This window comes from Parendozoicomonas callyspongiae, assembly GCF_023502345.1.
GTDB lineage: Bacteria > Pseudomonadota > Gammaproteobacteria > Pseudomonadales > Endozoicomonadaceae > Sansalvadorimonas > Sansalvadorimonas callyspongiae.
Genome location: NZ_JAMFLX010000026.1, coordinates 38570 through 60607, shown reverse-complemented (window position 1 = coordinate 60607; position 22038 = coordinate 38570). Strand labels below are relative to the sequence as shown.

Below are 22038 nucleotides of genomic sequence, written 5' to 3'. Positions count from 1 at the left end.
CTACGCGCCACGTCAAGCAGTATCGGCGAGTAGCGCAGCCTGGTAGCGCATCACATTCGGGTTGTGAGGGTCGGAGGTTCAAATCCTCTCTCGCCGACCATACTTTTGAAAGCCTGCAGAGATTGCAGGTTTTTTTGCTTTTAGAGTCTGTAAGGCTGTTAATCCTGCCGACTGTTTTGGATCAATCCTGCTTTCTTTTTTGTTGCTGTTGCCTGATAAGGGTATAGTCCCTGAAAAACAACAATAAGAATGTCCTATGGGTGATCCCGTTACCTCACTTGAGCTTTCATCTTCCCAGAAAACTGCCGGAAGTTCTTATTTTTCATCCGTGCAGCAGATGCTTGAATACTGTTTCGATATGTACTGTCACTTTCCGGCGTTATGTTCTGATAAGCAAACGCTGTCATATTCTCAATTGGATGAAGCCAGTACTTCTTTTGCTGCGTTTGTTCAGACATCTCTGGATATAGAAAAGGATGTTGTTGCTGTTACATCAAGGCCTTCCATTTCTTCCGCGATTGCACTTTGCGGAGCCTTGAAATCCGGTGCTTCCGTTGCCGTTGTTGAACCTGATTATTTTAGTCAGGCCGGGTCATGCTTTAGTCATTTGAAAGTTCGGCTTGTAGTGGCTGAGAAAAGTGATTTCTTTCACACGCGTTATCTCAATCGCTTTTTCCAGCCAGAGCAGCAGGTTTTAGATCTGAATGCCCAGGGGCAGGTCTCCCAGGCCCGGTCTTTCAACCGGATTGTCAGGAAAACTCCTCCAAAAATCTGGGCACGCCCGGCTTCAAGAGCGCACAGGACAATCAAGGTGTTTCAGATTGGTAACCTGGGCAAAGTTGAGGAAACAACACAGAATGACCTTTTGAGTCAGGTCGAATCTCTTTACAGAGAAATCAAGAATTCGGAAAAAGAAACGGAAATGCCGCAGGTGGCCAGCTTCCTCAAATTGCTGGTACAACTTCTGAGAGGTAAGCCACTTTCAATGGGTTAATGCAGGCGACCTGGAGATCATTTCTAGTAGAGTGGCAGTATCAGTCCCAGTGCGTGACCGGCCGGGATAAATGCAGCGCCGAGTGCGCCACTGGCAAGAGTGATCAGCTGAAACTTGGCAGCAACACGCACTACCTTTCTTGCCCGCCCTTCCTCACGCCACGCATCCATATCTGCTGGTGGTTCTGCACAGAGTTTGTTGAGCTGATAGCCACCAACTAAAGCGGGTGCCGCTCCCAGTATGGCATTGGTTACGGTATAACCGGCAAAACCAAGGATAGGAGGGTTGTAAATGACCATTGGTGTCAGAAGTACCGGAGCAATGGCGCAGCCAAGCCCAACAACGCTAGCTGCTGCAACGGCGACCCCAGCAAAGAATGCTAAATCATCCGGGTTTTCTTTCATGTAGCTGATGGCATCAGGAATGGCTCTGACGAGCTTATCTCTAAAGGAGTAATCTGCATATTCACAAGACAGAGGTATCTCCTTAAGAGGATTAAAGACTTTGCCTGGTTCCCTGATCATGGCTTCATTCCCTGAACAATATATTCCTACCTAGATAGATTACTGAAATCGCGATGAGTTCTGGGACGTTAGACCAAGGTCTAAGTGGGCCCAAAGGGAAACAGGTACTCATGGGAAAGGTATATGATGAAGAACAGGCAACTCTTGAAGTATTTCCTCGGAACGTGGAACCTTCAGCAAAGCTATATTATTGCAAGCACAGCGTATTGTTTCCCATTTGTCTGATTAAATGAGCGTTACGTAGATTGAAGATTTTTTAAAGGAAAAACTTGCAGCACGAGCAATAAAGAGCACAATACATGTGGGCTGGATAGGGGGCTTCGCAGAATAAGCCCTGACTTCGATAAAACCTGTCTTTGGCCCATTATACGCAGGCGAAGCCGCTATGTATGGGTACTTACCGTAATTCACTGAAATTCAATTTGCCAATATTGGTTATTTGAACGATTTTCAGTAGCCAGCGGTCAGCATTTCCCGTTAGAATCGCCCGCTTTTTTAGAATTCCTCCAACAGGCGCGATGTAAATGCCCGAAACCCAGACTGATTTAGTTACCGCTTTTGACCAGCTACCACTGGCGGATGCCGTTCTGCAAGCTGTTCGTGATGTGGGTTATGAAACCCCGTCACCGATACAGGCACGCAGTATTCCCCATCTGCTGGAAGGGCGGGACCTGCTCGGTCTGGCCCAGACTGGTACCGGTAAAACTGCTGCGTTCGCCCTGCCGATGCTGTCCCGGATTGATGTTCATAATCGTGAAACTCAGGCTCTGGTTCTGTGTCCAACCCGCGAGCTGGCTATCCAGGTAGCAGAAGCCTGTCAGCGCTATGCCCGTTTCATGGATAAGTTCCATGTTCTGCCAATCTACGGTGGTCAGGACATGCGTGGCCAGCTGCGAGGCCTGCACCGTGGAGCCCAGATTGTAGTGGGTACTCCAGGTCGTGTTATGGATCACCTGCGCCGTGGCAGCTTGAAACTGGACAACCTGAAGACTGTTGTTCTGGATGAAGCCGATGAAATGCTGCGCATGGGCTTTGTTGATGATATCGAGTGGATCCTTGATCATACCCCAAAAGAGCGTCAGACAGCCCTGTTCTCTGCGACCATGCCTCCGGCCATCCGTCGTATCGCCAGCACTCACCTGAAAGATCCGGTTTCTGTCGAAATTCGCGCCAAGACCGCTACTGTTGACACTATTACCCAGAAGGTATGGATGGTCAGCGGTCTGCATAAGCTGGACGCCCTGACCCGTATTCTGGAAGTCGAAGATTTCGACGCCATGATTATCTTTGTCCGCACCCGTTCTGCCACTGTTGAGCTGGCCGAAAAGCTGGAAGCCCGTGGCTTCTCTGCGGCTGCCCTGAACGGTGATATGAGCCAGGGTCTGCGTGAGAAGATGATCGACCGCCTGAAGAAAGGCTCACTGGACATTCTGATTGCTACCGACGTAGCAGCCCGTGGTCTGGACGTGGAGCGTATGAGCCACGTTGTTAACTACGATATTCCTAACGACACTGAAGCTTACGTTCACCGTATTGGCCGTACTGGCCGTGCCGGTCGTCAGGGTACTGCGATCCTGTTCGCTTCCCCTCGTGAGCGTCGTATGCTGCGCGCTATCGAACATGCCACCCGTCAGAAGATCGAGCCTATGCGCCTGCCTTCTCTGCGTGATGTTCGTGATACCCGCATCAAGAACTTCAAGGAACAGATCTCTCTGATCATCGGTAAGGAAGAACTTGAGCCTTACCGCGAAGTGGTTGAAGAGATGATCCAGGAGCAGGCCATCTCCATGGAAGATGCGGCTGCTGCACTGTGCTACCTGGCCCAGCGTGAGCGTCCGTTCCCGGATGCCAACGACAACACGCCTGAGCCTCCCATGTGGCAGGAGCGTGAGCGTCGTCCTCGTGGTGATGATCGTGATGATCCCCGTAACCAGGGCAAGAAGCGCTACCGTATCAGCGTTGGTCGTGAGCACGGTGTCAGCCCTGGCGAAATTGTTGGTGCTATCGCCAATGAAGGGGGTATCTCCGGTAAGGACATCGGTCATATCCGTCTGTTCGATCAGTTCTCCACTGTTTACTTGCCGGAAGATCTGGCTCCAGAGGTGATCAGTACTCTGAGCGAATCCCGCATCCGCAACCAGACTCTGGAAATGCGTGAGTGGAAGGACAATCGCCCACGTGGTGACCGTGGTGGCTATCGCAATGACCGCCCACGCCGCCGTTTTGATAACAGCCGTGGTGATCGCGGAGAACGTGGTGATCGTGGAGAGCGTCGTCGTTCCTATAGTGATCGTGGCGACCGTCGTGGCAACCGTGACCGTGATAACAATGGCAATCGCTAATTATTGATTTGCTGTTATCGAGACTAAAAAAGCCGGAATGATTTCCGGCTTTTTTTAGTTTGTATACCTTCAATTCCATCTGGATTGCTACTTCTGCCTGTAGTTATATCCTGGCTGCGGGAGTGACATGGGAGGAGCAACGTCCGTTGATTCCAGGCGGGAACGGTGTATCGCGGTATGAGTTCTGAGACTATGTATGCCCGTTGTCTGTGACGCATGCAGTGCAGCAAGAGGACGTAGTGCTTCTTTAGCATCCCTTGGCAGATGAGGGTTCACCATAACTTGTGCCAACTGTTCAACTGTGAGCAGATTGAATTTAATGCCCTGAATTAGTACATCGAGGCAGCTGTAAGCCTCTGCAGGATCCTTGTGTACAGTCGCTTGATCCAGTCTGTCTAACAGTTCATCGGTTGTCATCTGCTGATGCCCTTCTGAACGATAGCTTTGAAACTTTTTGATGTGATCATCAAGGAAAGCTTTTTGATGGCCAACGAATGGCAGTTTGTAGATACTTAGGCAACGAAGCAGGGTATCAATGTAATCCTTCAATCTGGATTTATCTTCATCCGGCATTTGTGCCATATCTGCATATATACGAGCTTCTTCCAGATGGCTCTGCAGTTCAATAAACTCATGCGCATAAACGCTCGCTTCACCTCCTCTCATTTGATCGAAGATACGCACTAACAAGTCTTCAATCTTTTCAGGGGTATTAATGCTCTCGGGCATCATTGGCTCTACTTCACCTGTGTCCGGATCTTTAACCTTAGAAATAAGAAATTCGCAAAATTTACGGTGGAGATTGTCTGCATCGTCAGTATGCACGAGATGAATTGGGCCTTCTTTTGCGAAGTTAGTATCCCCTGTGCCGTGGCGTTTACTGAGGATATCTCCAAAGCTGATTCTTTTTCCCATGTAAATTACGCGAGCTGAATACAGATGACATGCCTTCTTCTGGAGCAAGCCCATGATAATCTCGGCAACAGGGCCGCGATTTGTAAAGTTGATGGTGTGGGTATCCCCTGTAAGTGTTTTGGCGAAAATCTGTCCAGCGGGCTTTTCTACTGAATGGTTGAACTGCTCCATGCGTTCTTTTTGTTTATTATTGATTCTTTGTTGAAGTGGTAGATCGGCTTTCTTTTGATTTTCACTCAGGATCATTGTACTGACTTGAAGAGAGGCCATGACTGGCTGCTCGAAATCTTCAAGAACAGGGGCTCGATTCTTGGCGCGGTATAGGTTGTCCTCTGAACCGGCTGGTAATTCTCCGGGCTGGTTGTTTGTCGTGGAGCTGGCTGATGACTTCTGGGGACAGATGTACTTGGTTTATCTTTGCCGATAGGAGACTTTCCTGGATATCGGTGTAAATCCATGCATGTTAGAAGTGTTTGAAAATACGTTTCAGCTTTCTCTCTATGATTAACAAGTCTTGTGCTTTCACCAATATGTTCTTTTACAGTTACAAGCATCTGTCTCAGTCGGAGAAACTCTGCATCATTGATAGGAGTATCAACAGGAAGCCCACGGGATTGGCGGAAAAGGGTAACAAGCGCAGCTTCAATCTTATCAGGTTCGTTATACTTTTTGTCCATAAGCGAGTGACGCTGATTGTGACTGTCTTTCCAAGTGAAACACTCAATATAAATTTTTAAAGGGTCTAATAAATCTTCGTTTGTAAGAAGATGGATGCCGTTTACACTTTGTGGATTGTGGCCACCTGAGCTCATGTTCAGTAACAGATCATCGCCTTCACTAATCATTTTTCCGGCGAACATTATGCCGTGAGAATGTAATGGATGGCCTTTTTCAATAAGCTGTGTCACAAGCGTTGCTACTGGAGCTTTCTGATCAAAATCTCTGATAGTAGGATTACCACATCCCCGGAATGATATTTGTGAGTATCGAGATTCGGTACTTGCGGAGGCTTCCGGGCTTACATGTGTCTTTGGGCTGCTTGTTTCTCTTCTGGTGTGTTGTTCTAATTGTCGTGTGACGTAATCACGTTTTACTGGTTCGGGTTTTGAGGCAGGAGGTTGACTTGCAGTATGGTGTGACATGTTCTGCAGAATTCTCGCTTCGTAAGTTTTATCATTGGGCTCAAGTTCAGTTCTGAAGCGGTAAAGTTCTCGAGCATTTTGAAGAAGAAAAAGCGTATCAGAATCATGGATTTCACTTAACCACTCAATAGCTGCCTTTACTTCTTCAAGACTAAAATTTCGTCCGCCGCTTTTTAGAAAATGTGCTCGTTCTGTTGTCTTTGCACGGACAGCACCTTCCAAACTTCCGGGAAAGTTGGAATCGAATATTTCCAGGCGCTCAGGGGAGAACGGTATTAACCTGGTTTGGTGCATATGTTGCGTAAGCTTACGGACATTTGGGTTTCTTTCTTTATTTAAATGGTTGATTGCATAGAGAATGGTTTTCAATTCATGGTTTCTTTTCGCCCCCTTGGGAAATTGTGCAACATGATTCATGTAATCAAAAAGTTGTTGTGAAGATGAGTCAAAGTACTCTGGAGCTTCAGATATTTGTCTTGTATGTATTGGAGGATGTTCTGTGGTTCTGCTTCTCACTGGTATAGGTGTGTAATTACGACCTGGCATTGGTTTCAGTGAGGTGGGATTTGGATTAAATTGTGGTTGATCCGGGTTGTGATATTCGGTTTGGCACTGTCGACCATAATCCCCTGTCATACGATAAGCCATAATCTACTCCCTGCTGGCTTCTCCAGAAATGCATTAAAATCATGTTAGATAAACATGGGGAGGTTATGGCGCTAGTGCACTGACGAAAAAGGAAAAAAGAGTGGGTAGTAGAAAGGTTTTGTTGACGCAGAATATTGATGTGTCAAAAGAATGACGACGCTTCTTGGTTCTTGTCTTAATCGAAGTGAGAAAAGCAGCTATCAGAAAAAAGGAGGTTGGCAATTACCAACCTCTTTTTTCAGTTTCGCTTAAGCTTTTTTGCTGAACTCAGCAGCTACTTTGGAAGCCAGGCGAGCGTTATTCAGCACCAGTTCAATATTGGATTTCAGGCTTTCACCACCGGTCAGTTCCTTAACCCGGGATAGCAGGAATGGAGTGGATTCCTTACCTTTTACGCCCTGCTCATCAAGTTCCTTCAGTGCCTGCTCAATTGCGTTATCAATATCTTCCTTGGGCATGGAAAATTCGTGTGGAATCGGGTTAGCAATCACCATTCCGCCCTTCAGACCGGAGGTCCACTTGGCATACATGGCATCAGCGATTTCCTGAGGGTGATCCAGCTGGTGGTCGGTGTCAAAACCGCTCTCACGGGTGTAGAAAGCAGGCATGGTTTTCACACCGTAACCAAGTACAGGCACGCCCTGAGTTTCCAGGTATTCCAGAGTCAGACCAATATCTAGAATGGATTTGCACCCTGCGCAAACAACGGCAACATCTGTCTTGGCCAGTTCCTGCAGGTCTGCAGAAATGTCGAAGGTTGTCTCAGCACCACGGTGAACACCACCGATACCACCAGTAGCGAAGACCTTGATACCGGCCATAGCGGCAATGATCATGGTGGTGGCAACGGTTGTGGCACCGTCCATGCGCTTGGCCATAATAACGGGCAGATCGCGACGGCTGGTTTTGATAATACCAAGACCGGTTTTACCAAGGTGCTCAATCTCGGCTTCAGTGAGACCAACTTTCAGACGACCATCGATAATGGCGATAGTGGCTGGGGTTGCGCCGCTGTCTCTGACGGTCTGTTCAACTTTCAGAGCGGTTGCCACGTTATCCGGATAAGGCATGCCGTGGGAGATAATGGTGGATTCCAGGGCCACAACCGGAAGGCCGCCATCAATCGCTGCTTTAACATCGGGATGAATATCGAGAAAAGGATTCACTGTATTTTTCATTGAACTGTCCTGAGTTTGTTTTGAACCATGCCAGCGCTGATGGCCGGATTAATAGTGGAATGATGTTCCAGTGCCAGGGAGGCACAAGCTTGGGCAAAGTTGGCGGTTTGCAGCAGATCAAACTGATTCAGGTGGCTGTGAACCAGGCCAGCCATAAGGGCATCGCCTGCTCCTGAGCAGCTGACAACCTCAACAGGTGTCGGGATGACGTTCAGTTGCCGTTCGCCATTGCTTGCGAAAAGGCCTTCTTCACCAAGGCTGATAAAGATCTGTTTGACGCCCTGCTGGTGAAACCAGTCAGCACAGCTTTCCAGGTCTTCCTGGGTTTCAATGGCTTTGCCCCAGAGCAGGCTGGCTTCCATTCTATTGGGCTTCAAACAGTGGATATGGGATAGCCAGGGCTTAAGTTTTTCAGCCTTACTGGCGGAGACGCAGTCGGCAAATATTGCAGGAAGCTGAGGTCTGGAGAACAGGTACTCCAGGGTTTCGCAGGAGACATTGGCATCAACGACAATGGCCTGACTTTGACGCAGCCCTGAACTTTGTTCAGCCAGGACATCAGGTGTAAGGCTGTTCATCTGGTCCATATCGTTGATGGCCTGGACCAGCTCATGCTCAGCATCAAGAACAGAGAGATATACCGGGCTGCGCTGGTTGTTCAGGCGATGAACAGATGAAATATCAACACCAGCCTCTGCGGTACAAGTCAGAAGTCGTTCACCTGCATCGTCATCACCAACCACAGATATCAGGCGAACCTGATGACCCAGGCGGGCCAGGTTTTCGGAAATATTCCGGCCAACTCCGCCTGGAGTCATGGTGACTTCACCAGGAAGGGAATCTCCCTTCAGGCCTGCTTTGTGAGGTATTCCCTGGATATCCAGATTGCAGCCGCCAATAACGACCACTTCCAGAACATCATTTAAGAGATACCCTTTTCCCCTGATATAGCCCTTGCGGGTCAGGTTCATAATATGGTTTGCCACGGCTTCACGGCTGATGCCCAGCTGTTCTCCCAGGGATTTCTGGGATATCAGGGGGTTACCACGAATCAGTGCCAGAATCTGCTGCTCACGCCCAGTCATAGCTTGTCCGATGTGTCCGTTCAGCAACTAGATAAATGTCACAAGTATGTGTCAGCAAAGCCGATGCAAACATGTGTTTGGTTGTAGTTGCATTTGTTTGGTATTGAAGCAGTCGGCGTGCAAATGAACAATAGGTGTTGTGCAAATTTGTGCAAAGAGAATGTAAAAAACCGGGTAAAAACCCGGTTTTTTCAATGTGGAAGTGATTTTTATATTTTTAGTGCTCGATTTCGTAGCAGGGCTCGTAATGACTTCCCGGTAGTTTCATGCGCTGTTGTTCTACAAAAGATGCCAGCAGCTTATCGACTCGCTTCATCAGTTTCGGTTCGCCTTTCAGCTTGAACTTTCCATGCTTGCGGATTGCTTCAACACCATCTTCCTTGATGTTGCCTGCCACAATGCCAGACATAGCCCGGCGCAGATTGGCAGCCAGTTCAGCCTTGGGAAGATCTGGTTCCAGTGCCAGTGCTGCCATATTCTCATGGGTTGGCTCAAACGGTTCCTGGAAGCTGTGTTCAATATGAAGTTTCCAGTTGAAGTAGAAAGCGTCGCTATGATCTTTACGGTACTGCTTCACCTTGTGCAGACCTTGCTGCATACGGTTGGCAACAGTAACAGGGTCATCAACAATAATTTCGTACAGTTTCTGGGCTTCAGCTCCAAGAGTATCGCCAATAAAGGCATTAATCTGCTCGAAGTATTCCTTGGCGCAGGCCGGGCCGGTGAGAATGAAAGGGAAAGGTAGCTCTCTATTGGCAGGATGCAGAAGAATACCAATAAGGTACATGATCTCTTCACAGGTGCCAGGGCCTCCTGGGAACACTACAATGCCATGCCCAAGCCGGACAAACGATTCCAGACGTTTTTCAATGTCTGGCATGATCAGCAGTTCGTTAACGATCGGATTCGGACTTTCAGCGGCAATAATGCCGGGTTCGGTCAGACCGATAAAACGACCATTATGTATACGCTGTTTGGCGTGCCCGATATGCCCACCTTTCATGGGGCCTTTCATAGCACCCGGGCCACAACCTGTGCAGATATCCATACCACGCAGCCCAAGCTGGTAGCCGACATCTTTAGTGTATTTGTACTCTTCACGACCAATAGAATGACCACCCCAGCAAACGACAATGTTGGGTGGTGTTTTGGGAATGAAGGCATTGGCGTGGCGCAGGATTTCAAAGATCAGGTTGGTGATGTCCTGCGGGTCAGTCAGCTGAAGCAGGTCATGTGCTTCAATCTCTGAGAAAACATGAAGAATATCGCGTACGACTGAGAAGAGGTTTTCACGCACACCACGAATAAGTTCGCCATTTACAAAAGCGCAGGCGGGAGCATTGATCAGCTCTAATTGCAGGCCGCGGTGTTCCTGCATGATCTTGATATCAAAATCATGGTAAAGGTTCATCAGCTCCTGGGCATCGTCCAGCTCGGTATCACAGCTGAGAACGGCCAGAGCACACTGCCGGAAAAGGGAGTAAAGACCTGTATGGGTCGTGTCGTGTAGTTTGCTGACTTCATGGGCTGACAGCACATTCATGCTGCCGGCAGGGTTAACGATTGCACTGACTGTGTTGCAGCCTGACATAGATTCTCCCCTGTTCCGGATATTCCTGTTTTCCAATGCGGCGACAGGCGGGAAGCTGCCCTCTGTCGCGTAAGTGCCATGACTGTGAAATTCTGTCAGTGGCTGCATATCCATGCTGAAGAGTCCTAAAGACTCTCTATTTTTTTTAATGGTATCCATCCGTTACTTCAACTGGTTCTTTATAAAAAATTTGCTTTATCCAGAACAATTTCGGATTTGTTCGCCTATTGTTGGGATGATGTTGGGCACTCCTTCGGCTTATAACATCCCATATGTTTGATCGGTATTATTTGAGGCTGATTGTTACAATAACATGAAATGCCATAAAAATATCAATGGTTACAATAAGATATGGTGGGAGTTTTAAGGTATGGCAGAAGAACGGGTTGTCGTTGTTGATGAAAATAATGAAGTTATCGGAGCCCAGACGCGCAGTTTTGTGCGGGCTCAGCACTTATGTCATCGCGAAGTTTTCGTTTTTGTTTTCAACAGCAGGGGTGAGCTTCATATACAGGAACGAACCATGACCAAGGATGTCTATCCCGGCTGTTATGATCTGGCTGTTGGTGGTGTCGTTGATGAAGGAGAGGAATATGATGAAGCAGCTGCAAGGGAGTTGAAAGAGGAGTTTGGTATTGCCGGAATCAAGCTGACGCCAAGGTTCCATTTTTACTATCAGGACAGCGCCTGTCGTTTATGGGGTAAAGCCTATACCTGTTTGTGGGAAGGGAAGATTGTTCCGCAGCCGGAAGAGGTTGCCGATGTGATCATGGACAGGCCTGAGCATGTTCTGGCAAATACTGATTTTCGACCTTACACCCCTGATAGCTTGCTGGCACTGAAGAAACTCATGGAGCTGAACCAATAGCGTTATCCCCGCCTTGTTCTGGCAATTGGGGATGATCTTGAACCTAAAGGAGTACCGTTATATTTGGCTTCCTTGATCTTTGCCATATGATCATGCGCCTGGTTGTAGGCATCTCTAAGTGAAATCTTTTCCTTCTCGAGGCGCAGCTGGGTTTGGAGCAGATCAAGTATTTCAGTTACACGCCTGAATTCTCCGGCCGTGGTAGGAAGAGGGAAATCTTTCGCGATCGCCTTACAAAGCTCCCGAATATCGCGCTCGGAAATTTCTCGGTTTTTGCCAAGAGCTTTGTTATTCCAGCGCATATGCACCAGCTTTTGTTCAAGACCATCAATATAGGCCCGGTCATCCCACCATTCAGGAAGCTTTCTATTAATAAGAAGCCATTTGTGAGCATCCTGCAGTAGACGCGATGTACTGACTCCGGGAGGCATAGGCAGGTCTTCATGGGAAACAAACTGAATATTTTGACCGGTATAGCTTGCCAGTGTTGAAAGGGATATTTCACCGGCGGTTTTATTGGTTAAATTCATGGCTGCCATAATTGGTTTCATAATCCATGGTGCCAGGTAATTCGCCAAGAAGCTGATAATTCCGGAATACACCTTTCCGTGAAAACCCCGTTCACTGAATATCTGAATACTGGTGCATTTGAAGATGTCAGAGACTTTTATACTGCCCTCCAGAACAGGCAGATTCTTCATTTGAACACCAAATTTCATTGTGCCGGATAAAAATTCGGCAATATGAAGCAGTGCCCTGGTTTTTCTACTGGTAGCAACAGTCAACAGTAGTCCGATCAGCGGAGAAAGAACGCCTCTGGCGGAACCTGAGACAGTTCCTGTCAGGGTATTATCAAGGTTTGGTGTGACGCTCAGCTCACAGGCTTTACCAAGAGGGCTCTGGGCAAGGCGTTCCCTGGTAAAAATTTGAACAAGCTCTCTGGCAGGGTCCGCAAAATCAAATTTGGTTTTTTTGCTATCAATTCGGGTGTTTATTTTAATACCATCTTCATCCTGCAAGACCGTTATGCCTGCGCCATGAATATCCATAACCCCATTCAGATCTTTTTCGGTTTTTACATGGACTTTTTCGGCAGAGGCATCAACACGAAGCTGATCTTCTGTGGATGAAATACCAAGCAGACCATCACTCAAATCTGCTTTAAGTTTGATATCGACTCCCAGCTGATCCACAGTGTCATCCAGTTCAAAATGCAGCTTCTGAATCTGGGCGGCAGCAACTGTGCCAACAATATTTTTTCCAACATCAACTTCAAGATGCTGGCCATTAACCTGAATATGAGCTGGAGCAAGGGGGCGCTCTTCAGCGGTACCTGCCTGGGCTAGACCGTTGACTCCTGCATTCATGTCAATATCAACGTTTTCGATTTCTGTATGAAGTTTTGTTTCCTTTAGCCCCTGGTGAAACGCGAAGTGGGCCCCTGTTATGACGGCAGGTCTGCTTAAGCTGATGTTTACATTTCCTTTTGTACTGAGCTTGTCAGTAACAATTTCATCTACATGCAGGCCGGTATTGATAGTGTCCTCATCCTGAACAATATGGGCTTCAATATCGTTAAGTTGAGCATGGGCCTGCACTGTTCCTTCGGTTACTTTAATATCAGCACTGTGAGTGTTCAGATCCAGAGTATTTCGCTCACCTGTAGATAAATCTGCATGCAGTTTATGGGCTGCAACTTCAACGGTTTGGTGCAGTATTGATTTCTCCAGCTCTTCATTTGGTTCTTCAGGGATTGTTTCCAGGTAGTGAAGTGGAGCTTCGAGCTTTTCTGCATATTCTGCCGGAAGCATCGCCCTGAGTTTTTGAACTTTGTCTTTGGTTGAGCCGGGCATGATCTGGCTTCTCGATATGGCAAGCTCTGTTTTGATACTGCCATTTTCCATTTCAAGCTTTGTTTTAGTTTGGGTACTTTCTGTCTCAGAATTTTTTCTGAGTTGCACCCATGCTTCGGGATGATCTGCATTGAAATCTGCAGTGACTTCTACTCCTTCCGGCTTCAGGTTGTTATCAACAGTCAGCCCCTTTCCAGAAGCTTCAACGACTGTGGCATGGACCGTGGCGGTATCAGGATCATCCTGTGAATGTTGCACATACTCTGTCTGGACTTTATGGGCACTGACTTCACCGCGAACAGCGCCATGGTCTAATTCCAAGCGTGCAGTATCTGTCTGGAGGATAGCGGCTTCGACACCATTATTTGCATCGTATTCAACGGTTAGCTTGGGTACTCTTACCTCAAAGGAACCTGCTGTGTAGGCCCGTGGCGTTGGTTTTGGGTCGACTTCTTCATCCTCTTCCTGTTTTTGAGGCAGAGGTATGGCTGCACTGATATCACCAGATGTACTTTGAACAGTCATATCAACATTGGTTGAAACAACAGCTGTTTGCGGGATTTTCCATGTTTCGCTGGGAACCGGGATTTTCTTATGAGCTTCTTCTTTTTCTGTTTCGGTCAATGGTGCGGATAATACTTCACAGGTTGCAGAAACCTTGTTTACCCGGGCGGTGTCCAAATCTACCTCAGCATATCCGGCCAGGGCCTGATCAGGTACGAGAACCTGGGTACTGTCGATTGTATTTGCCGTAACATCTATCTGCTGTTTCATTTCACCGGTGAACTTCTGGGTGACTTCGACTTTAGACAGATTGGCCAGCCGGGCTGATACCTTTCCTTCGAGGTCTCGTGTTTTAGCCCTGGCGACTTCAACCTTGGTAACCATTGAACGTTTTTGGTCTTCTGGTAATGGTCCCTGTTCGGGTTCAACTTTCAGCTTGATGCCATGGAAGTCGCCATGTCCTTTCACCAGCTGGTTTTCAGGAGTAATCTGGCTTCCCCCTGTAGCAACATTGAAGTGTTGGGCTGATGCTTTTTTAACTTCAAGATCCAGTTTGGTTTCGTGGGTGTCATAACCGACAGAGATATTGCTAGCTGTACCGTTAAACTCAATTCCACCATCAACTGCTGCATCAATTTCCTGTGCCTGGGCCGTAATTTTGATTCCCTTATGAGAACCGTCCTCTTTCGAGGTTGGACTGAACTTGATGGCGGCTTTTTCACATCTCACTGGTCCCTTAACTTCATATGGCAGCTGAAAGGTGGACAGGGGAACATGCGCATCAGCCCCAGCTTCATCAAAGCCAACAACCACTTCTGGAATATGGGATTTTGGGGTACTTTGGACAACCGCTGCGAAATTTTTGATATGACCCTGGGTCAGGTCAACATCCCCCTGGGTTTTCACTTTTATATTGGGACAGGCGGCACGGATCGACGCTCCGCTATACAGAACTGAGAGTTGATCAAGTTCGACTTCCGCTACAGTTTCTGAATGTTTTGCGTAAGGCAAATACTTCTCAGCCTGTTCGTGAATATCTTCTGGCAGAAAGTGAAGAATATGCTGACCCTTTCCCTTCAACCTTACGTTTTTTAGAGTCGCCTGATGAGCTTCGGAGCTATCTGGCAGACGTTTGTCCAAGGCAAGTTCAAGTTCATCAAAGCCAACATCGACAGAGCAGTCAGCATTGTCTGCAGATACTCCAGTGAAATGAATGTTGCAGTGGGCCGGCTTGATTTTGATGTCATGGGGCAAGATATTTGTAAACAAATAATCCTGCACAACTTTCCAGAATCCCGGCGTGGGAGTACTACTTCTAAACAGTTTGCCAAGTGCGTAGTTTTTAATATTGGAAAAGAAGTTGGCATCAAATAACTGCCAGATGGCTCTTGGGGTGGTACCGGTCAGGGTTCCGCTTTCCATTAACTTGCCAATCACAGCGCCTTCACGGAAATTCATATCCATGATGACATCTTTAAATGCGACATCTCCGGCAAATTTTGAGTAACCTGTTGACATTTGTGCATCGCCGCTGATATCGACAAGGACTCGTAACTTTCTGAACTTATCGTAACCTTCACCGGGACCATGTGGTCTGATTTTACGAATTTTGATGGTGACATTAGTCAGATAGAGGTCGCGACCTTCTCCAAGAGCATTAGGAATAGTCAGAGCTGAAAGGTGAACTGTTTCTGGAGCGACACCTTCACCGGTTATGTCGCGATTCTTCCAGCGGTGGTAAACGGTCGACATGGTTTGAAGCAGGTTGGGAATCTCCCAGGACTTCAGACCTTGGACGTATTTATCAATAACCTGGGTTTTGATTAATTCCCAGATATCATGATTAATTGTTTCAACTTCAGCATCTGCTTGTGACTTTGATATGGAACGCTCAGTTGTTGATTTCTTTCGTCCTGAGAATGGATTGAGCCAGCTGAACCACCCTTTGCTCTCAGGTATGGTTTCAGTGATCTCTCTGTCATTCAGCGACAATGAACCTTGTGGCTCATAGAGGTTTTCAGGAGCATCCAGATACTCGCTGTCAAGATATTCTTCAGGTTCAAAAAACTCTTCATCATCGCTGTCAGATAAGACAGATGACTGACGACTGACGACACGACCTGACTGGTCTTTATTCAGGAGGGTTTGTGCTGGGCGTAGTGAATGAAATACTTCATCATCCTCATCAGGTAACTCTGAAATCTGGCGTTCAGGTGAGGGTATTTTTCTGTCGAGCAGTTCTTCTGAGTGAACCCCTTTCGAGTTCTGCCTCTGATGAGTTTCAACCGGAGGTCGGGCATAAGAGCCGCCGTTAACTCCTGAGCGGTAATCTGGAGGCAGTGATGATGGCATTTGGCTTCCAGCCTTTTTGACTATCCCTAACTGGTTAAAGTTTAGGTAGCTTTGGTGCGGGAGAGGCTGAAACAGGCGTGATAAAGCGTAAAAATGGCCGCGCTTAAATAAAAAGATTCTTAGAGAAAGTGGACAGTCAAGAAGGTGGCAGACTATAGTTGGGACGCTCACCAAACGTGTCCAAGCGTGGGTTGCCTACGCTGCTTGAGCGAGCTGTAGAAAGAAAGCTGCACCACCCCGCAATGGGATGGGCAGCTTTTTTTATGCCTGCCTGAAGGGTAAACTGGTTAGAACAGCTGCCTTTCTACATCAGCAAATGTCTTGGCGAAGTGAGCTGTCATGCCCTCGCGGATATGCTCTGGCAGTTCGTCATAATCCCGGCGGTTAGCCTCTGGGAGAATAACGGTTTTGATATTGCTTCGACGGGCAGAGATGACCTTTTCCCGAATGCCTCCAACCGGTAATACATGACCTGTCAGCGTGAGCTCACCTGTCATAGCGAGAGATTTAGGTTTGCGGTTTTTGGCAAGACTTAGTAAGGCACTGGCCATGGTTACACCGGCACTTGGGCCATCTTTGGGTGTGGCACCCTCAGGAACATGCAGGTGGATATAGGATTTATCGAAGAAGTTATCAGGAGCACCAAACTTCTTGAGGTTACTCATGATATAGCTGTAAGAAATCTCGGCAGATTCCTTCATTACCTCGCCAAGCCGACCGGTAAGCTTGAACCCTGGACGCAGGTGGTGAACACAGGTTGCTTCAACTGGCAGAGTCGCACCACCCATTGAGGTCCAGGCGAGACCAGTGATCACGCCAACACCCTGAAGAACTTTCTCCTTGGTGAAGTAAGGTTTGCCCAAGTAGTCATCAAGGTCTTTAACACCAACTTTCACCTTAAGGTCTCGATCATCAAGAATCTTCATAACCACTTTTCTGATGATGCGCGCTAGCAGTTTCTCCAGATGTCTAACCCCGGACTCCCGGGCATATCCTTCAACCAGAGTGCGAAGAGTGGCATCACTGATCTTGACCTGAGACTTTTTCAAACCGGCTTTGGCAAGCTGCTTGGGCCACAGGTGGTTCTTGGCAATCGTAATCTTTTCCTGAGTGATATAACCGGACAGGCGAATGGTGTCCATACGGTCCAGTAGAGGCCCAGGAATAGTATCCAGCTGGTTGGCGGTGCACATAAACAGTACCTTGGACAGGTCAATGCGCATATCCAGGTAGTGATCAAGGAACTCGCTGTTCTGGGCCGGATCAAGAACTTCCAGCAGGGCGGAGGCAGGGTCACCACGGAAAGAGGAACCGATCTTATCAATCTCATCCAGCATGATAACCGGGTTGGCCACATCGACTTCTTTCAGGGCCTGCACCAGCTTGCCGGGAAGGGCGCCAATATAGGTTCTGCGGTGGCCTTTGATCTCGGCTTCATCGCGCATGCCACCAAGACTGAATCGGTAGAATTTGCGGCCAAGGGCAGAAGCGACGGACTGACCGATAGAGGTTTTACCCACACCGGGAGGGCCTACCAGCAGAAGAATGGAACCTGCGACTTCACCTTTGTAAGCACCGACTGCCAGGAACTCAATAATCCGGTCTTTAACATCGTCCAGACCGTCATGGTCTTTGTTCAGCACTGTCCGGGCGTTTACCAGATCCAGTTTATCTTCGGAGTACTGGCCCCAGGGAACAGATGTTGCCCAGTCAAGATAATTACGTGTTGTGCTGAATTCTGGGGAGCCAATTTCCAGCAGTGAGAACTTGTGCAGCTCTTCATCAATTTTCTTGCGCGCAGCTTCGGGTATCTCTTTATCCTTCAGACGCTTTTGGAAGTTTTCCAGTTCGGCTGTTTTGTCGTCTTTGGCTATTCCCAGTTCTTTCTGAATAACTTTGAGCTGTTCTTTCAGGAAAAACTCGCGCTGGTGCTTGTTGATCTTGAGGTTTACTTCCTCGCTGATCTGGCTTTGCAGCTTGGCAACTTCCTGCTCCTTGCGGATCAGAATCAGAACCTTTTCCATCCGGCGCTGGATAGAGACAGTTTCCAGAACTTCCTGAAGTTCGGGGCCAGGAGCTGTTGTAATTGCTGCAGCAAAGTCTGCCAAAGGAGAAGGTTCCCTTGGGCTGAATCTGTTGAGATAGTTTTTGAGCTCTTCGCTGTAAAGAGGGTTAAGCGGCAGAAGTTCTTTGATGGCGTTTATCAACGCCATGGCGTAGGCCTTCAGGGTGTCTTCATCTTCACTTTTATCGTCCGGGTATTCCACCTGAACCAGGAAAGGTGGGCGATGACGCAGCCACTTTACAATTCTGAAACGCTGAACACCCAGAGCAATAAATTGAATCTGGTCTTCTACTTCAACAATGTTATGCACCTTAACGGCACAGCCAATTTCCGGAAAGTCTTCAGGCGCAGCATTCTCACCTATGGAGTCTTTAATAAACGACAGGCCAAGAACCTTGCTGTCGGACTGACTGACTCGCTTGAGAGTTTCCTCCCAGGCTTCGGCGCCAAAAACCAAAGGCTGAACCTGGGCGGGAAAAAACGGGCGGTTGGTAGCAGGTATCAGATACAGCTTGTCAGGGAGTGTCTGGTTGGGAATAACCAGACCAGTACCGCCTTCCGAGGCTGTTTCATTGTCAATATCCGCAGTGTCTTGGGTGTCTTGGTGATTTTCGCTCATATCTACATACACAACTGACTGGGCATCTGTTAAATGGTAGCTACCGGGTGCAGTCTACGAGACAACAGTATGCGGTTATTCTTTACCCCGGAATCAGTTTTCTGAGCTCAAGGCTGCTTGGGCTGATCTAAGAGCTAGGACTGACCTAATAGATAGTGGCAGTAAACCGCTTTTTAAACGGCTTAACAGAATTATGGTTGAAATCATCGGGCAGAGCATGGCTGTCAGAGACAATTAAATGGTGTTTCTCCGCCACAAATCGAAAGATGCATCGAACAGTGGATAGGTTTTCCTGTCATGGAATGGGAAACCATTGGTACCCTGATAAACCTGACAGGAAAGCAGCACTTTCAACCAGCTTGTAGATTTCAGCAGTCCATATTTTGACAGGCTGCCGTATGGCTATTTTGCCTTGGCTTTCAAAACAGCTTCCGAAGAAAACACCAGCAATGCAGCCCAGATAAAACCAAAACTGATCTGCAGGTTATGTCCAAAGGGTTCTCCATACATGAGTACACCCAGCATCAGAGCCAGAGTAGGGGCCAGGTATTGAATAAAGCCAATGGTTGTCAGGCGCAGTTTGGGTGCCGCACTGGTAAAGAGAAGCAGGGGGGCCGAGGTAATAACACCTGCCAGAACCAGCCAGCCACAAGTGGAAAAGTCGGTTAACACAAATGCGGAATTTCCCTGAACGGCAAGCCATAACAGCCAGCCCAGCCCCAAGGGTATCATGATCATGGTTTCAAGCAGCAGACCAGGTACAGCCGGTGCAGCAATTCTTTTTCGGATCAAGCCGTAAAAGCCAAAAGAAACGGCCAGGATCAGAGACACTGCCGGTAACCTTCCCAGAGAGATAACCTGCCAGGCAACACCGGCTGAGGCCAGCAGGAGAGCCAACTTCTGCATGGGAGAGAGTTTTTCCTTCAGGAAAATCATACCCAGAAGAACATTCACAATCGGGTTCAGGTAATAACCCAGGCTGGCATCAACAATATGGTTGTTGGTGATGGACCAGATATAGACCAGCCAGTTCAGGCCAATAATGACTGCTGTCACGGTTAGGGTTAGAAGAGTTTTTCGATCTTTTAGCAGCTGATGAACAACAGGCATCTCTTTCTGGACATAAGCAACCAGGGCAAGCAGTAGGAAAGACCATATCACTCTGTGTGCCAGTACCTCCGTAGGAGAAACATGGGCAACCTGCTTAAAGTAAACCGGGCTCAGTCCCCAGATGGTAAAAGCAGCAATGGTTGAGAAAACGGCGAACGTTGTCGTACGCGTTTGAGGGCTGTTCGTTGTCATTAATTGTCTATTTGCAAAGAAGAAGTAAAAGCCTTTACTTGAGGCTGGAAAATAACACTGTCTGGCGTTATATAGTCGCCTTCAAATTTTCAAAGATTTCCACACTCTTATACCGCAGTCAGCTTTTGCTGACCACTTCTGCGGAGGTTGTTGTATGCCATCGTCCCTGGTCGAGTTCGGGCTTCTGTGCCTGACCTCGCTGTTTACCATGATCAATCCGATCAGTATCGCACCGGTTTTCCTGTCGTTGACCGCAGAATTACCGTCAGAGCAGCGCAGAGATGTTGCCCGCAAAGCGACAGCAACGGCTTTTGTTATCCTGGTGTTTTTTGCCCTGACAGGGTCGGTGATTTTCAAGGTTTTTGGAATATCTGTTCACGGGTTAAAAATTGTTGGCGGTGTGCTGTTTTTTATCATGGGTTATGAAATGGTTCAGGCGCGGTTAAGCCGTACCCGTTTTGATAAGGCTGAAGAGCTGGATGCAATGGATGCTTATTCACAGGATGTTGCGCTAACCCCGCTGGCTATTCCGCTGATCTGTGGACCGGGAGCCATTGCAACGGTAATCATCCTGATGCAGGAGCAGGATCTGACCCATCAGGTGACCCTGTTTTTTTCTATTGCCATTGTCTGTGTTGTGACCTGGGTGGCTTTGTTATTCGCCAGCCCGATTATGAATCGTCTGGGAGAGAGCGGTAACAAGGTGTTGATGCGGGTTATGGGCCTGATTGTGATGGTGATAGCCGTTGAATACTTCTTTGCCGGTCTTGGGCCAATACTGCAGAAAATTTTGGGGATTACTCCCAGTCTCTGATTAAGACCATTCAGGATACAGCAGCCAGATCAGAAAGCTGCTCGGCAGGTTGATTGGAGAGGATATGAGACTTGGTATCCTTTTCTTCCAGAGCTTTCAGAGAAGCTTCACAAATTGGTCGTATCGTTGTTGCTTCAGGATGAATATTATCCATCACGCAGCTGCTGGCCTCACTATCCAGCCAGGTTAAGGCTTCGTTCAGGGAAAGGAATTTCTCGGAATGGTACTGGCTGGCACCTTCGTTGTCTCTGTACTCCATATATATGAAGTAACAGGTTTTTGGAGCCGTCTGAATATCTTCTTTACGAAGAAAGCCCTCTGCCAGCCAGCAATAAATCGGGCATTGATAAATCTGATGCTGAATATGGCGGCTGAAATGGTGCAGGTGTTTCAGCCCGGTGGCTTGCCTTTGACTGGCCCGGCGTGGACGGGAAAAAACAAAAGTGCCTGTTCGGGTCAGCATAATGTCAGGACTGGTTCACATCTGTGAGTACGAGGGCTGTATTTAAGCAGTTGGTCTGAAACCGGGCAAGCACGGGATATACCGAAATCAGAAATATTACCAGTTGCACCTGTTTAACTGCTGTTATACATTACGCCCCGCTTCGCAGGGCATGCCCTGAAATATGGAGCGACAATCTGGTGAGGTGTCCGAGTGGCCGAAGGAGCACGCCTGGAAAGTGTGTATACGGAAACGTATCGAGGGTTCGAATCCCTCCCTCACCGCCAGATTGCATTAAGCAATGAAGCTCGACTCATTAGGATCGGGCTTTTTCATTCTCCCTCCTTAATGGAGCTGAGTGAAATTGGGAATAATTAGGTGACGAAGGTTGCACGGTTATTCTTGGGTTTAACGTGGTAACACTACCTGTTGAACCGTTTAGGTGACTGTAATAGATTACGCACCTGCTTGTGGACCAGTCTACAAGTGACAATTCGGTGAGGTGTCCGAGTGGCCGAAGGAGCACGCCTGGAAAGTGTGTATACGGAAACGTATCGAGGGTTCGAATCCCTCCCTCACCGCCAAACAGCTTTGAGCCAATAAAACACTAAATCCCGTTGCAGTTTTCTGTGGCGGGATTTTTTGTATTTGCCTTTCAAAAAAACACCTGGTCTTTCCAAGTTTGAGAGACATCCTTCTGAATTCCTCTTCTGCTACTCGGCACGTTGCTTATCCATGTTTTTAAGCAGCTTTTGATAACAAAATTTTTTCCCTTTGAGTGTATCAATACGTTAATTAAC

At 47.8% G+C, this 22038-nt stretch carries 14 protein-coding genes and 3 tRNA genes; 7 read left to right on the top strand and 10 right to left on the bottom strand.

The features are described from left to right. The first annotated feature begins 23 nt into the window (after positions 1-23). A tRNA-Pro gene (locus M3P05_RS16495) sits at positions 24-100 on the top strand. A 156-nt stretch (positions 101-256) separates the two neighbouring features. Then, entirely contained in the window at positions 257-994 is a 738-nt protein-coding gene (locus M3P05_RS16490) for an AMP-binding protein (protein WP_249701134.1), read from the top strand. Positions 995-1017: 23 nt separating this feature from the next. On the opposite strand, the gene M3P05_RS16485 is transcribed toward M3P05_RS16490, so the two are convergent. Continuing rightward, positions 1018-1518, bottom strand: coding sequence for a hypothetical protein (locus M3P05_RS16485; protein ID WP_249701133.1), 501 nt, complete (start codon positions 1516-1518; stop codon positions 1018-1020). A 524-nt stretch (positions 1519-2042) separates the two neighbouring features. Between M3P05_RS16485 and M3P05_RS16480 the strand changes: the two genes are divergently transcribed. Further along, positions 2043-3860 carry a DEAD/DEAH box helicase gene (locus M3P05_RS16480; protein ID WP_249701132.1) on the top strand — a complete coding sequence of 606 codons (1818 nt, stop codon included), beginning with the start codon at positions 2043-2045 and terminating at the stop codon, positions 3858-3860. Positions 3861-3947: 87 nt separating this feature from the next. Here M3P05_RS16480 and M3P05_RS16475 read toward each other — a convergent pair whose 3' ends face one another. From M3P05_RS16475 to ppnN, 5 genes are all read right to left on the bottom strand, one after another. Beyond that, positions 3948-5045, bottom strand: coding sequence for a ubiquitin family protein (locus M3P05_RS16475; protein ID WP_249701131.1), 1098 nt, complete (start codon positions 5043-5045; stop codon positions 3948-3950). Beyond that, positions 5018-6565, bottom strand: coding sequence for a hypothetical protein (locus tag M3P05_RS16470; protein WP_249701130.1), 1548 nt, complete (start codon positions 6563-6565; stop codon positions 5018-5020). The genes M3P05_RS16475 and M3P05_RS16470 overlap by 28 nt, the downstream gene beginning before the upstream one ends. 248 nt (positions 6566-6813) lie before the next feature. Then, positions 6814-7743, bottom strand: coding sequence for a pseudouridine-5'-phosphate glycosidase (locus M3P05_RS16465; RefSeq protein ID WP_249701129.1), 930 nt, complete (start codon positions 7741-7743; stop codon positions 6814-6816). Further along, the gene (locus tag M3P05_RS16460) at positions 7740-8828 is read right to left on the bottom strand and encodes a PfkB family carbohydrate kinase (RefSeq protein ID WP_249701128.1); all 1089 of its coding nucleotides are present in this window, start codon (positions 8826-8828) and stop codon (positions 7740-7742) included. Before M3P05_RS16460 ends, M3P05_RS16465 begins: the two co-directional genes overlap by 4 nt. A 217-nt stretch (positions 8829-9045) precedes the next feature. After that, positions 9046-10419 (bottom strand): nucleotide 5'-monophosphate nucleosidase PpnN, encoded by a 1374-nt coding sequence (gene ppnN, locus M3P05_RS16455; protein ID WP_249701141.1) that lies wholly within the window; start codon positions 10417-10419, stop codon positions 9046-9048. A gap of 370 nt (positions 10420-10789) precedes the next feature. Between ppnN and M3P05_RS16450 the strand changes: the two genes are divergently transcribed. After that, the gene (locus M3P05_RS16450; protein WP_249701127.1) at positions 10790-11287 is read left to right on the top strand and encodes an NUDIX hydrolase; all 498 of its coding nucleotides are present in this window, start codon (positions 10790-10792) and stop codon (positions 11285-11287) included. A 2-nt stretch (positions 11288-11289) separates the two neighbouring features. On the opposite strand, the gene M3P05_RS16445 is transcribed toward M3P05_RS16450, so the two are convergent. From M3P05_RS16445 to rarD, 3 genes are all read right to left on the bottom strand, one after another. Continuing rightward, complete coding sequence (locus tag M3P05_RS16445) at positions 11290-15996, bottom strand: hypothetical protein (RefSeq protein WP_249701126.1); 4707 nt, start codon at positions 15994-15996, stop codon at positions 11290-11292. 287 nt (positions 15997-16283) lie between these two features. Continuing rightward, on the bottom strand, positions 16284-18680 hold the full coding sequence (gene lon, locus M3P05_RS16440) for an endopeptidase La (RefSeq protein WP_249701125.1): 2397 nt from the start codon (positions 18678-18680) through the stop codon (positions 16284-16286). 402 nt (positions 18681-19082) lie between these two features. Continuing rightward, complete coding sequence (gene rarD, locus M3P05_RS16435; protein ID WP_249701124.1) at positions 19083-19982, bottom strand: EamA family transporter RarD; 900 nt, start codon at positions 19980-19982, stop codon at positions 19083-19085. Positions 19983-20136: 154 nt separating this feature from the next. Between rarD and M3P05_RS16430 the strand changes: the two genes are divergently transcribed. Next, positions 20137-20796 carry a MarC family protein gene (locus tag M3P05_RS16430; RefSeq protein WP_249701123.1) on the top strand — a complete coding sequence of 220 codons (660 nt, stop codon included), beginning with the start codon at positions 20137-20139 and terminating at the stop codon, positions 20794-20796. 10 nt (positions 20797-20806) lie between these two features. Here M3P05_RS16430 and M3P05_RS16425 read toward each other — a convergent pair whose 3' ends face one another. Continuing rightward, positions 20807-21259 (bottom strand): hypothetical protein, encoded by a 453-nt coding sequence (locus M3P05_RS16425; protein ID WP_249701122.1) that lies wholly within the window; start codon positions 21257-21259, stop codon positions 20807-20809. Positions 21260-21437: 178 nt separating this feature from the next. On the opposite strand from M3P05_RS16425, the gene M3P05_RS16420 reads away from it, so the two are divergent. After that, positions 21438-21525: transfer RNA gene (locus tag M3P05_RS16420), tRNA-Ser, on the top strand. A gap of 209 nt (positions 21526-21734) precedes the next feature. After that, positions 21735-21822: transfer RNA gene (locus M3P05_RS16415), tRNA-Ser, on the top strand. The last annotated feature ends 216 nt before the right edge of the window (positions 21823-22038 follow it).

Bases quoted from the DNA above. Each gene is read 5' to 3' on its own strand.
- M3P05_RS16490 (WP_249701134.1), top strand. From the start codon at position 257: ATGGGTGATCCCGTTACCTCACTTGAGCTTTCATCTTCCCAGAAAACT.
- M3P05_RS16485 (WP_249701133.1), bottom strand. From the start codon at position 1,518: ATGATCAGGGAACCAGGCAAAGTCTTTAATCCTCTTAAGGAGATACCT.
- M3P05_RS16480 (WP_249701132.1), top strand. From the start codon at position 2,043: ATGCCCGAAACCCAGACTGATTTAGTTACCGCTTTTGACCAGCTACCA.
- M3P05_RS16475 (WP_249701131.1), bottom strand. From the start codon at position 5,045: ATGGCCTCTCTTCAAGTCAGTACAATGATCCTGAGTGAAAATCAAAAG.
- M3P05_RS16470 (WP_249701130.1), bottom strand. From the start codon at position 6,565: ATGGCTTATCGTATGACAGGGGATTATGGTCGACAGTGCCAAACCGAA.
- M3P05_RS16465 (WP_249701129.1), bottom strand. From the start codon at position 7,743: ATGAAAAATACAGTGAATCCTTTTCTCGATATTCATCCCGATGTTAAA.
- M3P05_RS16460 (WP_249701128.1), bottom strand. From the start codon at position 8,828: ATGACTGGGCGTGAGCAGCAGATTCTGGCACTGATTCGTGGTAACCCC.
- ppnN (WP_249701141.1), bottom strand. From the start codon at position 10,419: ATGTCAGGCTGCAACACAGTCAGTGCAATCGTTAACCCTGCCGGCAGC.
- M3P05_RS16450 (WP_249701127.1), top strand. From the start codon at position 10,790: ATGGCAGAAGAACGGGTTGTCGTTGTTGATGAAAATAATGAAGTTATC.
- M3P05_RS16445 (WP_249701126.1), bottom strand. From the start codon at position 15,996: ATGCCATCATCACTGCCTCCAGATTACCGCTCAGGAGTTAACGGCGGC.
- lon (WP_249701125.1), bottom strand. From the start codon at position 18,680: ATGAGCGAAAATCACCAAGACACCCAAGACACTGCGGATATTGACAAT.
- rarD (WP_249701124.1), bottom strand. From the start codon at position 19,982: ATGACAACGAACAGCCCTCAAACGCGTACGACAACGTTCGCCGTTTTC.
- M3P05_RS16430 (WP_249701123.1), top strand. From the start codon at position 20,137: ATGCCATCGTCCCTGGTCGAGTTCGGGCTTCTGTGCCTGACCTCGCTG.
- M3P05_RS16425 (WP_249701122.1), bottom strand. From the start codon at position 21,259: ATGCTGACCCGAACAGGCACTTTTGTTTTTTCCCGTCCACGCCGGGCC.